Annotated in this window: 12 protein-coding genes and 1 other annotated feature; of the genes, 6 read left to right on the top strand and 6 right to left on the bottom strand. The window is 45.4% G+C overall.

The genetic code is table 11. From position 1 onward, the window contains the following. The coding region (locus B2751_RS01060) for a transglycosylase domain-containing protein (RefSeq protein ID WP_290772143.1) at positions 1 to 2,401 on the bottom strand (2,401 nt) is incomplete at its 3' end. A gap of 148 nt (positions 2,402 to 2,549) precedes the next feature. Beyond that, positions 2,550 to 2,757, top strand: a binding site (T-box leader). Positions 2,758 to 2,812: 55 nt separating this feature from the next. Here B2751_RS01060 and tyrS point away from each other — a divergent pair. Beyond that, positions 2,813 to 4,060, top strand: coding sequence for a tyrosine--tRNA ligase (gene tyrS / locus B2751_RS01055; RefSeq protein ID WP_035406219.1), 1,248 nt, complete (start codon positions 2,813 to 2,815; stop codon positions 4,058 to 4,060). 44 nt (positions 4,061 to 4,104) lie between these two features. Here the strand turns inward: tyrS and B2751_RS01050 are convergent, their stop codons facing one another. From B2751_RS01050 to B2751_RS01040, 3 genes are all read right to left on the bottom strand, one after another. Beyond that, positions 4,105 to 4,632: a biotin transporter BioY gene (locus tag B2751_RS01050; protein ID WP_290752056.1), complete on the bottom strand. Its 528-nt coding sequence runs from the start codon at positions 4,630 to 4,632 to the stop codon at positions 4,105 to 4,107. 153 nt (positions 4,633 to 4,785) lie between these two features. Then, a complete protein-coding gene (rpsD, locus tag B2751_RS01045; RefSeq protein ID WP_035406229.1) occupies positions 4,786 to 5,385 on the bottom strand; it encodes a 30S ribosomal protein S4 in 600 nt (199 codons plus the stop codon). A gap of 233 nt (positions 5,386 to 5,618) precedes the next feature. Further along, positions 5,619 to 6,104, bottom strand: coding sequence for a GAF domain-containing protein (locus B2751_RS01040; protein WP_023469058.1), 486 nt, complete (start codon positions 6,102 to 6,104; stop codon positions 5,619 to 5,621). A gap of 222 nt (positions 6,105 to 6,326) precedes the next feature. On the opposite strand from B2751_RS01040, the gene ezrA reads away from it, so the two are divergent. Further along, positions 6,327 to 8,033 carry a septation ring formation regulator EzrA gene (ezrA, locus tag B2751_RS01035; RefSeq protein WP_290752050.1) on the top strand — a complete coding sequence of 569 codons (1,707 nt, stop codon included), beginning with the start codon at positions 6,327 to 6,329 and terminating at the stop codon, positions 8,031 to 8,033. A 67-nt stretch (positions 8,034 to 8,100) separates the two neighbouring features. Further along, entirely contained in the window at positions 8,101 to 9,660 is a 1,560-nt protein-coding gene (locus B2751_RS01030; RefSeq protein WP_290772140.1) for an amidohydrolase, read from the top strand. Here B2751_RS01030 and B2751_RS01025 read toward each other — a convergent pair. Beyond that, positions 9,652 to 10,422, bottom strand: a complete 771-nt coding sequence (locus B2751_RS01025) for a MerR family transcriptional regulator (RefSeq protein ID WP_290772137.1) — start codon at positions 10,420 to 10,422, stop codon at positions 9,652 to 9,654. The genes B2751_RS01030 and B2751_RS01025 overlap by 9 nt on opposite strands. 90 nt (positions 10,423 to 10,512) lie before the next feature. Further along, positions 10,513 to 11,328 (bottom strand): NAD kinase, encoded by an 816-nt coding sequence (locus tag B2751_RS01020; protein WP_023469054.1) that lies wholly within the window; start codon positions 11,326 to 11,328, stop codon positions 10,513 to 10,515. Positions 11,329 to 11,493: 165 nt separating this feature from the next. On the opposite strand from B2751_RS01020, the gene tpx reads away from it, so the two are divergent. The 3 genes from tpx to B2751_RS01005 all read left to right on the top strand — a co-directional run bounded on the left by tpx (position 11,494) and on the right by B2751_RS01005 (position 14,332). Further along, positions 11,494 to 11,991 (top strand): thiol peroxidase, encoded by a 498-nt coding sequence (gene tpx / locus B2751_RS01015; protein ID WP_155960139.1) that lies wholly within the window; start codon positions 11,494 to 11,496, stop codon positions 11,989 to 11,991. 100 nt (positions 11,992 to 12,091) lie between these two features. Then, positions 12,092 to 13,000: a class I SAM-dependent methyltransferase gene (locus tag B2751_RS01010; protein ID WP_290772134.1), complete on the top strand. Its 909-nt coding sequence runs from the start codon at positions 12,092 to 12,094 to the stop codon at positions 12,998 to 13,000. A gap of 120 nt (positions 13,001 to 13,120) precedes the next feature. Continuing rightward, complete coding sequence (locus tag B2751_RS01005) at positions 13,121 to 14,332, top strand: acetate kinase (protein ID WP_035406240.1); 1,212 nt, start codon at positions 13,121 to 13,123, stop codon at positions 14,330 to 14,332. The last annotated feature ends 190 nt before the right edge of the window (positions 14,333 to 14,522 follow it).

The raw sequence follows: 14,522 nt of genomic DNA, 5'->3' as shown, positions 1-14,522 counted from the left end.
CATCAGCTTCAGCTTTTGCATCGGCAGCACGTTTTGCGTCATCTGCTGCTTTTTTCTTTGCCTCAGCATCTGCTTTTTCTTTAGCTTGATCTTGTTGTTTTTGTTGATCTTCTTTCTTCTGTGCGTCTGCCTCTTTTTTCTTTTCTTCTACTTCTTTCTGTTTCTTCGCTTCGGCTTTTTTCTTTGCTTCTTCGGCTTTTTTCTTCTTATCTTCTTCTTTGAAGCGACCACTGTTTTGGAAGTCATTTGCTGTTACAGAAGATGGTTGCGTGAAGCGGGCGCCAGATTTGAAGTAACTGCTGTTCGCACCATACGATGCATTCGCCATCTGTGACCAGAGCGTCTGCGTACGTTGGTAGTACGTTGACGGACCGATGAGTGAGTTGTTCTGGTCGTGTCCTGTCCAGACGGCAAGGGTTACACCAGGAGTAGAACCAACAAGATAAGAGTCTTTGACATCGTTGGTCGTACCCGTCTTACCGGCCCAATCTCCCGGTACGTTCAATCTAGCTTTAGCGAACGTCGCTGTACCTTTCGTGAAGACACCACGCATCATATCAAGTGTCAGGTAAGCTGTTCGTGGTTCATAGATCCGTTTTTTCTTCGGTTTTGCTTTATAGATATCTTTTCCGTCTTTCGTGATTTTCGAGATGATGTACGGTTGGACGAATTCACCATAGTTGGCAAGTGTCGCGTAAGCACCTGCGAGTTCGACAGGTGTGATTTCCATCGTTCCGAGTGCCGCAGAAGGGGCATAACGGATCGCATCAGGTACTTCAACTCCCATATCGACGAGTTTTTGAATCGAATTCGACATGTTCATCTTCTCGTAAATCTTAACGGCCGGTACGTTCAATGATAGTTCTAATGCCGTACGAACCGTTACATTACCACGGTAACGTCCACCTTCGTTCTTGATCGGACGGTCGCCAGGTTGACGTGGTACAGTCTGGTAGTAGTACTCTTCATCATTAACGGTAGACCCTGGTGTGATCAAGCGATTTTCAATCCCGTTCGAGTAAACGAGGATTGGTTTTGCCGTTGACCCGATTTGACGTTTGGCTTGGAATGCCCGGTTGAAATCGTCAGCTTTTCCATCCATATACCGTCCGCCGACGAATCCGAGGATACGTCCCGTTTCATTTTGAACCATGACTGCTGCTGTTTCTTCTGGATCCTGTTTCGAAACGCTTTTTTTCGTTTTTGGATCGACGACTTGTTTGTATTGCATGCTTCCTGGGAAGTTCGCACTGTTCTTCGCAGGTTGTTGCATCGCTTCATGAATTTTTTTATCAAGTGTCAAGTGAACTTTGTAGCCGCCTTGGCGCAGTGCAACAAGTGCTTGATCTTGATAGTTGGCACGCACTTCTGCCAGTTCAGACGGTTTCACTTCATCTTCTTTCACGCCATCTTGTTTCATCAGATACTTCGTCATGATTTTCGTCGCTTCACGTTCGGCTAAATCGTAGACATACGGATACGTATCACGAGAACGTTTTGATTGTTTCGCGAAATCTTTCGTAATATCATGCTTGATTGCTTTTTCGTACTGTTCCTTCGTGATGTTTTTCGCGACATACATCCGCTTCAATACTGTTTTCATCCGGTTGACGCTTGGCGTCAAGTCCTTTTTGACGACGCCACCTTGAAGGTAAGGGGTGTAGTAATAAGGGTTTTTAGGAATCCCAGCGAGAAAAGCTGCTTGTGGTAACGTCAGTTTTTTCGCGGATTTGTTGAAAACTCCTTGTGATGCAGCCTCGATCCCCGCGATATTACGACCGAGTGAATTGCGACCGAATGAGACGACATTCAAATACGCTTGTAAAATTTCATCTTTTGACATCGCGTTTTCAAGGCGCAATGCTAAAAGAATTTCTTTCGCTTTCCGTTCGAATGATACTTCGTTCGTCAAGATTTGGTTTTTGATTAATTGTTGTGTTAGCGTACTTCCGCCTGTGCGCGACGCAGAATTCGTTAGTTCTTGTAGAACTGCTCGTAATGTCGCTTTTGGAACGACACCATCGTGTTGATAGAAGTCTACATCTTCCGTTGATAAAAGCGCATCGATCAAGTAAGGAGAAATCTTCTTGATATCGACAGGCTGACGTTCTTCATCTGTTGAGATGTTCGTCAGCTTTTCACCACTTCCCCAATAAATTTGGCTTGTGACGGCATAGCTGTTGACTTGTTGTTTCATCTCAGTCAATGGTGGTGCTTTTGTGTCCTTGACGAGCGAAGCGAAATAGCCGCCCGCTGCACCAACAGAAAAACTACCGACGAGTAAGACAGCTATGATGAGGAACAAAATGATGTTCCATGAAACATCATATGTGATATTTGACCAGTGCCGAACGGCTTTCGTCCGGGGATGATTCCAAAACTTGAACCAGTTCTCGCGCATAAATGATCTCCTTTGCATCTTAAACTTAGGTGTAAATTAATATTAAATCACAGATAGACGTATTATACCATAAATCTACTAATGAAATCGGACTTGACAGCGGATTCGCCTTCGACGTATCATGAAACCATCTTATTTTCGTATATTGCGCTAAACCATGATCGGAATATAGTAGTAAGTCACTCCCTGTGACAGAGACCTAGTGGTGCTGCGAACTAGGACACAGTGAACTTATGAATTACGCTTCCAGGAGTTTCTTGAGAAATCAAGCGGTCCGTCCCGTTATCGACGAACCAAGTGGTCCTTTTACACAAAAGGACAATTAGGGTGGTACCACGGAATATTCCGTCCCTTCGTTTTAGACGAAGGGACGGTTTTTTTTGTTAATAGTGAACTTTAGGAGGAGAAACAATGACGTTATTAGAGGATTTAGAATTTCGCGGGTTAATTAACCAAATGACAGATGAAGAAGGGCTGAAAACATTACTCGAGAATCCGACGACGCTTTACACAGGCTTCGATCCAACAGCAGATTCACTTCACATCGGACACTTGTTGCCGATTTTAGTCTTAAAAAGATTCCAACAAGCGGGTCACCATGTCGTAGGTCTCGTTGGAGGGGCAACTGGGATGATTGGGGATCCGAGTGGTCGTGCAACGGAACGGTCATTGAACACATCGGATATCGTCGAAGAGTTCGCGAATCGGATTAAAGATCAACTGTCACGTTTCTTACCACTTGAAGGTGAAAATCCGGTCACGATCGCCAATAACTTAGACTGGACGAAAGATTTGACAATCATCGATTTCTTACGTGATATCGGAAAACACTTCCCGGTCAGCTACATGCTTGCGAAGGACTCTGTTGATTCACGTCTTCAAAACGGTATCTCATTCACTGAGTTCTCATACATGTTACTTCAATCGTTTGACTTCTTGAAACTTTACGAAGACAAAGGATGCCGTCTTCAAGTAGGAGGTAGTGATCAGTGGGGGAACATCACAGCAGGAATGGAGCTGATTCGTCGTGCTGGTCATGAAGAAAAAGCATTTGGATTGACAGTACCGCTCGTTACGAAAGCGGATGGTCAGAAATTCGGTAAGACAGCTGGCGGTGCGGTCTGGTTAGATGCTGATAAAACGTCACCGTACGAGTTCTACCAGTTCTGGTTCAATGTAGACGATCTCGACGTCATCAAGTTCTTGAAATACTTCACGTTCTTGACGCACGAAGAACTCGATGCACTTGCAGAAGAAGTCAAGGCAGCACCAGAGAAGCGCGTCGCACAACGTCGTCTTGCAGAAGAAATGACGGTTCTCGTTCACGGTGAAGAAGGTCTGACACAAGCACAACGTATTACGACGGCACTCTTTAGCGGAGATATTAAATCGTTGCAAGTCGAAGATATCGAAGATGCCTTCAAAGGCATGCCACGCTTTACACTCGGCGAATCAAACAACCTCGTCGACGTGCTCGTTGAGGCGAAGATTAGTCCGTCAAAACGTCAGGCACGTGAAGACGTCACGAACGGTGCGATCTACCTCAACGGAGAACGCGAGCAAGACTTAACGAAAGAAATCACTGAATCAGATGCAATCGGTCGCTTTACGATCGTACGTCGCGGAAAGAAAAAATACTTCGTCGTCGAGCATGCTTGATGATAAACGAAACGCTCCCTGCACATAGATGCAGAGAGCGTTTTTTAAGCTGTCCGGAATAAGCGAAGTGGCAACAAGCGAACGGCGATCGTCGTGGCAATGACGGCTTTGATCGTATCCCATAAGACGAAAGGATAGTTGATCGCAAAAGCATCTTTGAACGACAGATCGAGTACAGCCATCAGACCGAATGTTCCGAGCAAGTAGACTAAACCAAGTCCGAAGACGATCATCCCGATGAAGAGGGGGACGAAACGACGTGTTTTTTCAGCGATGAGACCGATGAAGAATCCGGCAATCGGAAAGGCGATCAAATACCCAACAGTTGGTCCGACGAATGGAGCAAGTCCACCTTTTCCGCCGAGAACAGGGAGACCAGCAGCTGCGAGCAATAAGAAAATCAAGACAGCAAGTCCACCGCGTTTTCCACCGAGAATGGCACTGACCGTCATGATTGCGAGCATCTGAAGTGTGATCGGAACGGCGCCGACCAGTTGGATCTGCGGCAAAGAGCTAACGGCTGCGATGATGGCAGCACCAAGGGCGATGAACGTTAAATCTCTTGTTTTCATGAATAAAGTCCTCTTTTCTATTTGCGTTAACTATTTATATTTATAGGTTAACACAAATAAATAATTGGCGTCACTCTTTTTTTAAGACCAGGTATACATTTTCATGATATGTACAAAAAAAGCACCCACCGAAGTGAGTGCTGGAACAATCGATTAACGTGAGTAGTACTCGACGACGAGTTGTTCTTGGATTTGATCGTTCAATTCAGAACGCTCAGGAAGACGGACGAACGTTCCTTCGAGCTTCTCAGCATCGAAAGTAACGAAGTCTTTAGTTGCTGGAGCAACTTCGAGTGCTTCTTTGATAACGACAAAGTTCTTCGATTTTTCGCGAACTGAGATCGTTTGACCTGGTTTCACGCGGAACGACGGGATGTCGACGCGAGCGCCATCAACTTGGATGTGACCGTGGTTGACGAGCTGACGAGCAGCACGACGTGTACGAGCCATACCCATACGGTAAACGACGTTATCAAGACGTGTTTCAAGTAAGAACATGAAGTTCTCACCGTGAATACCAGGCATTTTGCCAGCATCGTTGAACATACGGTTGAATTGGCGTTCGTTTACTCCGTACATGTGACGAAGCGTTTGCTTCGCTTGAAGTTGAAGACCGTACTCAGACATTTTACGACGGCTGTTACCGTGTTGTCCTGGAGCGTACGGACGTTTTGCGATTTCTTTTCCTGTTTCAGTAAGTGAGATACCGAGACGACGTGAAAGTTTCCAAGCTGGACCTGTATAGCGAGCCATAATAAGACTCCTCCTTAGTGTTCGTTATTATTTGCATAAAAATAATAACGCCATCAAACCCACGTTACGCCCATTTCATGATGTGGCACCCTCGCTTGATAGCAAAGTTACACGATGCCCCTCCGGTTATTCACCGAGTCATGAAATGTGATACGTAAGCGATTTGACCGCTATCGTTATCATTTCTGCACTTTTACAAGTATACGGTGTGGACAATCGACTGTCAATCAGAATTACAAATGACGAAGTAGTGTCGTACAGAATGCTTCTAAACCAGCTTGGTCGACTTCATCGAAACGGTTGAATTCTGGGCTGTCGATATCGAGGACGCCGATCGTTTGTCCGTCTTTGACGAGTGGAATGACGATTTCAGAATTCGATGCCGCGTCACATGCGATATGACCTGGGAATTGATGAACGTCTTCGATCCGTTGTGTCGTTTGTTCTGCTGCGGACGTTCCGCAAACACCACGACCGAATGGAATACGGACGCATGCTGGAAGTCCTTGGAATGGTCCGAGGACGAGTTGGTTTTGCTCGGTATCCGTCAAATAGAAGCCGACCCAGTTGATACGGTCGAGGAATTGGTTGAGTAACGCGCTCGCATTCGATAAGTTCGCGACTTGATTGTCTTCTCCCATTAATAACGCATCGAGTTGTTTTGACAGCATGTCATATTGTTTCGTCCGGTCACCTTCATATGTCTTTGTTTCGAACATAATAAAATTCCTCCCGTGAAAAGCGTATTTTTTTTAGTTTAACGAGTTTTCGTGTAGCTGACAAACAATTGATTTTTGGACAAAGGATTCAAAACAGCGGAAGAAATCAGGAAAAGCCTCTGTAAATCTATGCAAAACGGTTGCGCTATACTATTATAAGGATAAGATTATTGCGATTTAGAGAAAATCTAAAGTCGTACGACAGAGTGGAGGTCGTGACAAATGTGGGCATGGGTGATCGGAGTCATCGTCATCGTATTACTCGTCATGCTATTCAGCATGATCAGTCGAAAAAAATACTACACGAAAATCGATGAACTTGATATGCGCAAACAAGGCATCGTCAGTGCATCGATTCCAAAGGAGTTGCAGGACTTAAAGCAACTACCGATGGCGGGTGAGACGGAGACGAAGTTCAGCTCCTGGCATCAAGCGTGGGAAGAGTTGTTAACGGTCCACGTCGCCCAAATCGATGAAACCCTTTACCGAGCGGAAGAAGCGCTCGATAAATACCGGTTCATCGCCGTCAAGAATGACCTTGAAGTAACGGAACAATTGATTGCGGAACTCGAAGGATTGATCGATGAGATGCTCGTCGAGATGTCGACGTTCAAAACGAATCAATCGGTTCTAGCAGAGTTGAAAGCGCAAGGGGAAGCTGATTCTGGGCAAGTTCGGAAATCGTTATTGATCCAAGCGAACTCATTCGGTCCGGCGCTCGCGCGTCTGGAAGAACGAAGTGAACAAATCAACGCGCACTGGAATGAGATGTGTCAATACGAAGCTTCGGGTGAAGTGACGAAGGCGTACGAAACAAGCTTGTTGCTTGAGCAAGAAGTAGCGACGACGCGTCAGCTTGTTGAACTCGTGCCGAAACAATGGAAGATTCTCGCACATGAATTGCGTCAACGGATTGATCAGCTCGGAGCGGGTTATAAGGAAATGTCGTTAGATGGGTATCCGCTTGAACCACTCGGTCTTCAATCCGAGATCAAACGGTTCGAGGAACAACGTCTGAGCCTTTCTGAAAAAATCGAGATGCTTGAAGTCGATGGTTTAGAAGAAGCGATTCAACAGTTATCAGCCGACGTTGATCAAATGTATGATACGTTCCGTCGTGAAGTTGATGCACGTCATCAAGTGAAAAAAGAAAATCAATCCTTGAAACAAAAAGCATTACGGATGCGCGAACGGATTCATCAATTGGCACAAGAGTTCAGTATCTTACGTGAAAAGTATGAAATCTCAGCAGATCTTGGAATTCACTACGAAACGATCCAGCGTGACGAAGAGCTACTATTTGAAGCGGCAAAAGATCTCGATGAGTCGATTGCTGGGAAAATCATTCCGTTCAGTATGCTCGAAGATCAAATGCGCGATGCGATTCGCTTAGAGGAACAGTTGATGATTCAGTACGAACGCTTTACGGTCGAACTTCAAGCGCTTCGAAAAGAAGAGACAGAAGTGCGCGAAAGGATCGTCGAATGGCGTCATCAGCTCTCGCAAACACGTCTTCGTCTGAAACGACTTGGATTACCGAACTTACCAACGGAAGTTGAAGAAGCACTACGTAATGCGAATCGTTCGCTACAGACGCTTGAGACACGGCTCGAAGAGTTACCGTTTAATGTCCGATCGATCGTTGCACAAAGCCAAGACGTCCAAGAAACGTTTAAACATGTGCAAGAACGGTTAGATACATTAGTGTTCGAAGTCACGTATGCCGAACGGCTCGTCCAGTATGCGAACCGATACCGTCGCCACGACAATGAGATACATATGTCGCTGACGATCGCGGAAACGAAGTTCTTAGCGGGAGACTATGAACGTACGATCGTCTTAGCGGAACGTGTCCTAAATGAATACGATCCGGACGCGATCGAACGCATTAAACGATCGTGTGCACCAGAGGAAACGTTGCACGTTTAAATCAGGATCGACAATTCAGGGTGACCGTCATGGTCACCCTATTTTTGTAAAAAGAGGAGTGAGTAGAATGGGAACACTATACGTAAACGGATTGATTCGAACGATGGCACATGAAGAGGACGTCCATTCAGCGATGTTCGTCGAGAAGACGCGGATCATCGCAATGGGAGAGGAAGGAAAACTACGTCGACGTTTCGGTAGACGTATTGATCAGATTCAAGACTTGAACGGAAAAGCTGTTTATCCAGCCTTCACAGACGCACATATTCATCTGATTGGCTACGGGGAAGCGATCAACCGTGTCGATGCCTCGCGTTATACGACGCTTGAAGCATTAGGACAAGCTTTCCTCAAGGCAGAACCAATCAATGGGATTCACGTGGCGGAAGGATATGACGAAACGAAACTTGACCGTGCGCCGACAAAAGCATGGCTGAATCAGTTGTTCCCGGACGCTCCTGCCTTATTAAAACGGACAGACCGGCATACCGCACTTGTCAACGATGTTTTATTCCAACAGCTCGGCTATAAAGCATCGACTGTCATCGATGGTGGAAAGATCGGCTTATCGGATAACGGCGAAGCTGACGGATTTTTGTACGATGCGGCGCTTGAACCTTTGTATGCGTTACAAGCTGGAAACTTAGAGCGAAACAAATCGTCACTCCGATCAGCAATCAAGAGTTTGTATCAATACGGCATCATTGCGGCACACACAGAAGATTTATCGTATCACGGAGATGTCGCGGAAATCCTCCAAGCATATAAAGAAGTGACAGAAGAGACAGGCTTCCATACACATCTACTCGTTCATCATCTTGTCATCGATGAGTTCGTGCAACAGCAACCAATTTTGCCATCAACGATGTCAATTGGTGCGATGAAACTATTCGTCGACGGCGCACTCGGAGGACGGACAGCTCTTCTCGGTCGTGGTTATTCGGATGATCCGACGACACGTGGTATCGAAGTGCATACACCAGAACAACTCGAACAACTCGTCAAGCGTGCACGTAGTTACGGGTTTACAGTTGCGGCACATGTCATCGGTGATTTAGCGATTGAACGATTCGTACAGGTGCTCGAGAAATATCCAGCACCAAAAGGCAAGCGGGATCGGATCATTCATGCGACGGTCGTTCGACCAGAAACGCTTGCACGAATTCGGAAGTTACCGGTCTTGATTGACGTTCAACCGGTCTTTTTACTGGATGACGCAGACTTTATCGTCGATCGACTCGGATTGAACCGCTTAGACTGGAGTTATCGTTTACGTTCGTTAGCTGAGACCGGCGCATTATTATGCGGTGGGGCAGATGCGCCGATCTCTGACCCCGATGTCCGGCGTTCCCTGTATGCAGCGACGGAAGGAACAGCGGGACGTGTCAATAAGGCGAATGAGACGTTATCGATGTACGAAGCCTTGTTACTCTTTACGAAAAATCCACATCTCGCGACCGAGACACATGGACGCAAAGGATTACTCTTACCAGGATACGATGCCGATTTCGTCATCTTTGAAGAAGACTTCTATCGCTTACGTGGTGAAGCCATCTTGAATAACCGTTTAGTGGAGACTGTCCAAGCTGGTAAAATCGTCTATCAGGCAGAAGCAGCCTTAGTTTGATGTTGCTTCTGCATAGTGCGAAATAGCTTCTGAATAAAAAGAAGATAGTCCAGGTGCATACGTATCGTAATAAGCGCGAAACCGTTCGTCGGACACGTACATCTGACCGAGTGACTCAAAAATAGATAACTCACATGGGTAATAGTACGTATCGATGAAGTCATGTTGTTCCTTAACGACCTGTTGAACGTCCGGGTCAGATGCCGCACGTCCGTCGCGGTAAAGGATCGTCAAGCGTTGATCGAGTTGTTTGTGCATGGCGCTAAGTCTTTCTTTCTCATTTGGGGTACGTTGTTTTTGTCTTTTTGCACTGATTCGATATGCGTCGGTGTCACCGTAGTGTTCCTCGACTTCCTCTGCATGTTGTTTTTCGTGCATGACGATCTCTTCGTGACGTAAACCGCGGAATAATTGTTCATCTTTCATGGGGAGTCCTCCTATTAAAGTGAGTAATGTTTGTTCAGCGAGTTGAGCGAGCATCTGATAATGCGAAGCTTTTTCTTGAAGTAGTACAATTTGTTTTTTCAATATCGTGTGATGACTGGAGTCAGATTGTGTAAGTAATCTTTGGATTTCTGACAGCGGAAAATCAAGAGAGCGATAGAGAAGGATTTGTTGTAAACGTAAAAGATCCTCACTGCTATAATATCGGTGACCGGCATCGTTGCGCTTTGGCACAAGGAGACCGAACGTCTCATAATGATAAAGCGTTCGTTTTGTGACGCCGGTAAGTTTGGCGATTTCCTGAGTGGAATACATCATCTGTATACCTCCTTTGATTGGAGTATAAGGGGTGACGTAACGGAAGATGCAACAAAAAAATCTGCCCCGAGGAGGCAGATTTTTTTGTTGTCATAAGAATGAGCGTTGAATCTTATGCCAAAATGTATTGTTCGTCAATTTGACGGTTTTAAGTTCTTTTTCAGAGAGCTGGATATCGACTGAATCCGTTCGTGTCAGGCTGAGTGCTTCGTTATCCATCCCGATGATCGGATAATCGTTTCCGTCCTCAATGATGCGTAACGAGAGTTTCCGTCCGCGGTTCAATAGGAAAGCAGAACCGAGTGTCCGGTACCGGTTATTGTTAACGGAAGCGATCTCGCTGACTTGAAGACAGTGGATCAATGGATCGACGATCGCACCAGAAAGTGACTTGTTATAAGCCGTAGATCCCGTCGGTGTTGAGATGACCATTCCATCCCCGCGGAATGTCTCAAACAGGAAGTCATCGATATAGACTTCGATTGCGAGTGATTTGATGATGCTCGACTTTACGGAACATTCGTTCAGACAGAGCATCGGTGGTCCACCGTTGATGGATGCTTCAAGTAGTGGATAACGACGTACTTCGATTTCGCCATCCGAGACACGATTGCCCGTCTCTTTAAAGATTGCTTCGACCGCAGAAAGATCATTGATATCAAAGTCACAGTAGAACGAGTTTGGTCCTTCAGCGAATCCGACATAGATCGCATCATCACGGAAACCTGTGAAGCGTGCCGCTTGCAAGAAAGCCCCATCTCCACCAATCGAGACGATGATGTTTGCTTGTCGATGATCTTGGACGACATTCAGTCCGTATCGTGTACCGACATCAATCAACTTTCGCACCTGCGTCTCGTGTCTTTGTGTATTTCGGTAGTACAGGTAGACATTATTTCGAGCCATGGTCAATTCCCCCTTGAAAGCGTTTCATGAACTCTTTTATTATACCTGTTTTTTAGAAAGACGGGTACTGAAGTCCATCAATTATGGCAGAATACTTGCCATCTTCGCAGATCATTCCTATAGTTAAATAGAAAATACAGTATATCCAATCAGGGGAAAAGGGGAATTCATATGGCAACGTTTAAAGGAAATCCAATCACACTTCAAGGTACAGCGGTTCAAGTCGGACAAACAGCACCGGACTTTCAAGTGTTAGCTAACGACTTATCGCCCGTAACACGTGATACATACCAAGGTGTTCGAATCATCAGTGTCGTCCCATCAATCGATACAGGGGTATGCGATGCGCAGACTCGTAAATTTAACGAAGAAGCAGCTAAAATCGAAGGTGTGACGGTCATGACGATCTCAAACGACCTTCCGTTCGCGCAACGTCGTTGGTGTGCGTCAAGTGGTCTTGATCAAGTCGTGACATTGTCTGATCACCGTGATCTTTCATTCGGTACACAGTACGGCGTGGCAATCGAAGAATTACGTCTGCTTGCTCGCTCTGTCTTCGTCTTAGATTCGAACAACGAAATCACGTATGTCGAATACCTCGAAGAATCAACGGATGAGGTAAATTTCGAAGCAGCACTCGCTGCAGCACGTGAAGCGAAGTAAGAATGGTTTACAAACGACGCTGAAGCGTTACAATGGAACTAATGATAGAAACGGCTCCCGCTCTACGGGGGGCCGTTTCGTTTTGGAGAGGATGACGTACATGGAGCCGTTAGAAAAGTTATATAAGGAATTAACACGTCAAACAAAACAAATCGAACGTGATCTTGATATGCCTTACCTAGAAGCGTTGACGACTGTGATTGACCGGTTGAACGATCGCCATACTGAAAATGTAGACAAAGAGGTCATTCGAAAGGCAGTATCGCTTGCTATTTTAGAAGGGATGAAACAAGCGCAACCTAACCATTTGCCGACGCCAGACAGCGTCGCTTTGTTTGCTGGTTATCTAATCGGGAAATTGGTAGGTAAGGAGGGCATCCGACTACTTGAATTAGGAAGTGGAACAGGTGGTATGTTACACGCTGTCTTGAGTCAGCTTTCGACGGGCACATCTGCTGAAGCAGTTGAGGTAGATGAGACGTTAATTCGTTTATCGGCAGCGGTAACGGAATTACTCGACTACCCTGTTACGTATACGCATCAAGATGCGTTACGACCTTTGTTGCTAGATCCAGTTGATCTTGCGATGGCTGATCTCCCAGTCGGTTATTATCCGGATGAAGAGGCTGCTGCTTCTTACATCTTGAAACGAGATGAGGGTATGAGTTATAGTCATTTCTTATTGATCGAACAAGCGATGCAATACGTCAAACCAGGTGGGTTCGGTGTTTTTGTCATTCCGAACGGTTTGTTCCAGCATGATACGGAAGGCAAGTTGAAACAGTACTTTGAATCAAAAGCGCACGTCATCGGCATTTTACAATTGCCGTTAACCATGTTCAAACAAGAACAGGCAGCAAAAAGTTATTTGATCGTCCGTAATCATTTAGCCGGTATGAAGATGCCAAAACAAGCGTTACTTGCTGAACTACCATCTTTCACTGATGCCCGTGCGTTTGGTGGTATGGTGAAACAGATTGATGAATGGATTAACACAGAATTAAAATGAATTACGCAAAGTGATTGAAATCTGTCGTTAATTTGACTATTCTAGTTGTAGAACAGAAATAGAAGAAAACCTAAACAGATGTGAATGTTCATTGGATTCAAATGGAAAAGGGGAAAAATCATGGCAAAAATTATGGCGGTAAACGCAGGTAGTTCGTCTTTGAAGTTCCAATTGCTCGAAATGCCGAACGAAACGATGATTGCAGTCGGACTCGTTGAACGTGTCGGTAAAGACGATGCAATCTTTACGATTAAATATGGTGAAGGACAAAAGTATACAGATGTCCTCCCGCTTGCAACACATAAAGAAGCAGTCGAGTTATCCCTCGAAAAATTAATGGAGTTCGGAATCATCTCGTCTTACGATGAGATTAAAGGTGTCGGACATCGTGTTCTTCATGGTAAAGAAAAATATGCAGACTCTGTATTGATCACGGATGAAGTCATGCAAGATATCGAGTCGTATACAGAACTCGGACCACTTCACATTCCACCAAACTTGATCGGAATCCGGGCATTCCAAGCATTGCTTCCGGAAGTGCCGCAAGTGGCGGTCTTCGATACGGCGTTCCATCAAACGATGCCAGAAGAAAACTTCCTTTACAGCTTACCGTATGATTACTACACAGAATACGGTATCCGTAAATATGGTTTCCACGGTACGAGCCACAAATATGTTACAGAACGTGCATCTGAATTACTCGGTCGTCCATTAAAAGACCTTCGTTTGATCTCATGTCACTTAGGTAGCGGAGCATCAATCGCAGCAGTTTCGGGTGGCGAATCAATCGATACGACGATGGGCTTCACACCGCTTGAAGGAATCACGATGGGAACACGTTCTGGTTCACTCGACCCAGCTTTGATTCCATTCTTGATGGAGAAAACAGGGAAAACAGCGGAAGAAGTCTTGAACGTCATGAACAAAGAGTCTGGAATCTACGGACTCTCAGGTCTTTCAAGTGACTTGCGTGACGTCCAAACGGCTGCGAAGGAAGGAAACCACCGTTCAGAGATGGCACTCCGTATCTTCGCGAACCGTATCCACGGATACATCGGGCAATATGCTGCTGAGATGAATGGTGTTGACGCCATTATCTTCACAGCTGGTGTTGGGGAAAACTCAGATTCAATCCGTGAGCGTGTCCTACGTGGTCTCGAATTCATGGGCGTTTACTGGGATCCATCACTCAACAATGGAGCTCATGGAGAAGAACTCTTCATTAACTACCCACACTCACCAGTCAAAGTCATTATCATTCCAACGAATGAAGAATTGATGATCGCACGCGATACAGTTCGTGTTGGTGGATTGGTTGCTCAAAACGCATAATTTTTAAAAAGGACTGAATCGTTAATACAACGATTTAGTCCTTTTTTTGATGAAATCCCAGAAAAGTGATACGCGAACGTATGATCTATTGTTACGACGTTTGTCATACAACGAAAAAAGAAGCGTCATCATCGTAAAAATAAACCTAAAAAAGGGTCATTTCTTAAAAAAATGAGTCTTTTGTAACATA

Origin of the sequence: Exiguobacterium sp. UBA6282 (assembly GCF_002440475.1) — a bacterium.
In the GTDB taxonomy this organism is placed as follows: Bacteria; Bacillota; Bacilli; order Exiguobacteriales; family Exiguobacteriaceae; genus Exiguobacterium_A.
Note: the sequence above shows the minus strand (reverse complement) of the source record. Positions and strands in the feature narration are given on the sequence as shown.